Consider the following 2,223-nt stretch of genomic DNA (forward strand, 5'->3'; position numbering starts at 1 on the left):
TGGTCGATCGAGACCGGAAGCGATTTCTCCCGCGCGGCGGCTTCCGGCGGCGGCGACACGGCCTGCATTCTCGGCGCGACCGTGCGGCGCGAGCTGTTTGGCGAGAATGACCCCGTCGGCAGCAATGTGCGCGTCGGCAATGTCTCCTGCGCTGTGATCGGCACGCTCGGGGAAAAGGGCGAGAGCAGCATGGGCCGCGATCAGGACGACATCGTGCTGATGCCGATCAGCGCCTTCCAGAGGCGCGTGGGCGGTGACAGCTATATCGAGAGCATTCTGCTGGCCGCGCGCGACGGCGTTTCGACCGAGGAGCTGGAAGCCGATGTCACCGCCCTCCTCCGCCAGCGCCGCAATATCCAGCCCGGACGGGCCAATGATTTCGAGGTCAACGACATGACCGAGATCGCCAATGCGGTGACCGGCACGAAAAGCCATCTCACCGGCATGCTGACCGCCGTTGCGGCGGTGAGCCTGCTTGTCGGCGGCATCGGCATCATGAACATCATGCTCGTGTCGGTGACGGAGCGCACCCGCGAGATCGGACTGCGACTGACCGTCGGCGCGCTTGAACGGCAGGTGCTGCTGCAGTTCATGGTCGAGGCTGTCGTGCTGTCGCTTCTCGGCGGGGTCCTCGGCGTCCTGATCGGGCTCGGCGTCGCCTATGCCGTGGTTCAGTATCTGGCCGTACCCTTCGTCATCGCGCCCTGGATGATCCTCGGCGCCTTTGTCTTCTCGGCGCTGATCGGCATCATTTTCGGCTTTTTCCCCGCCCGCCGCGCCGCCCGCATGAACCCGATCGAGGCGCTGCGGCACGAATAGAAAGGCAGCTTCTTCGCTCGGAGGCTGCCTCAGATCCCTGCAAAGAAGAATGCCCGCGGCACAGGCCGCGGGCATCTCAAATCAAACAGGAAACCTTCAGGCCGATCAGGCCTTGAGGATCGACTTGCCGGCGAAGACGGCCTGGGCGCCGAGTTCTTCCTCGATGCGGATCAGCTGGTTGTATTTCGCCAGACGGTCGGAGCGCGAGAGCGAGCCGGTCTTGATCTGACCGCAATTGGTGGCAACGGCGAGGTCGGCGATCGTGGCGTCCTCGGTCTCGCCCGAACGGTGCGACATGACCGAGGTGTAGCCGGCCTTGTGGGCTGTCTCGACGGCGTCGAGCGTTTCCGTCAGCGAGCCGATCTGGTTGACCTTGACGAGCAGCGAATTGCCGACGCCCATCTTGATGCCGTCCTTCAGGCGCTTGGTGTTGGTGACGAACAGGTCGTCGCCGACGAGCTGGCATTTGCCGCCGATCATCGACGTCAGTTCCTTCCAGCCGTCCCAGTCGTCCTCGGCCAGGCCGTCCTCGATCGAGAAGATCGGGTACTTGCCGATGAGGTCGGCGAGATAGGCGGCCATTTCGCCGGAGGAGAAGGTCTTGCCCTCGCCTTCCATCTCGTACTTGCCGTCCTTGTAGAACTCGGTGGAGGCAGCATCCATGGCGAGATAGACGTCATCGCCCGGCTTGTAGCCGGCCTTTTCGATCGACTTCATGATGAAATCGAGCGCGGAGATGGTGCTGGGAAGCGCCGGAGCGAAACCGCCCTCGTCGCCGATCGCGGTGTTGAAGCCGCCGGCGGAGAGTTCCTTCTTCAGCGTGTGGAAGATCTCCGAGCCCATGCGCACGGCGTCGCGCAGCGTATCGGCGCCGACGGGCATGATCATGAATTCCTGGAAGTCGATCGGGTTGTCGGCATGTTCGCCGCCATTGATGATGTTCATCATCGGAACCGGCAGGAGATGCGCGAAGGTGCCGCCGACATAGCGGTAGAGCGGCAGGCCGCAGGCAGTCGCGCCGGCCTTCGCCGAGGCGAGCGAGACACCGAGAATGGCGTTGGCGCCGAGGCGGCCCTTGTTCGGCGTGCCGTCGAGCTCGATCATCGTCTGGTCGATTTCCATCTGGTTCTCGACATCCAGGCCGACGATGGCTTCGAGGATTTCCGTATTGACGGCATTGACGGCCTTCTCGACGCCCTTGCCCAGATAGCGCTCGCCGCCGTCACGCAGCTCAACGGCTTCATGCGCGCCGGTCGATGCGCCCGAGGGCACGGCGGCGCGCCCGATGGTGCCGTCTTCCAGATACACATCCACCTCGACCGTGGGATTGCCACGGCTGTCGAGGATTTCACGGGCGAGAATGTCGGTGATTGTCGTCATGTCTGTCTACCTGTCGACCTTGCT

At 63.7% G+C, this 2,223-nt stretch carries 2 protein-coding genes; one reads left to right on the top strand and one right to left on the bottom strand.

The genetic code is table 11. The annotated features are described in order from the left end of the window. On the top strand, positions 1 to 819 hold an 819-nt coding region (locus tag AC5DC2_RS23215; RefSeq protein ID WP_491700196.1), incomplete at its 5' end, for an ABC transporter permease. A 105-nt stretch (positions 820 to 924) separates the two neighbouring features. Here AC5DC2_RS23215 and eno read toward each other — a convergent pair. Further along, positions 925 to 2,199 carry a phosphopyruvate hydratase gene (gene eno / locus AC5DC2_RS23220; RefSeq protein ID WP_491700197.1) on the bottom strand — a complete coding sequence of 425 codons (1,275 nt, stop codon included), beginning with the start codon at positions 2,197 to 2,199 and terminating at the stop codon, positions 925 to 927. Positions 2,200 to 2,223 lie beyond the last annotated feature (24 nt).

The organism is Martelella sp., assembly GCF_984369615.1.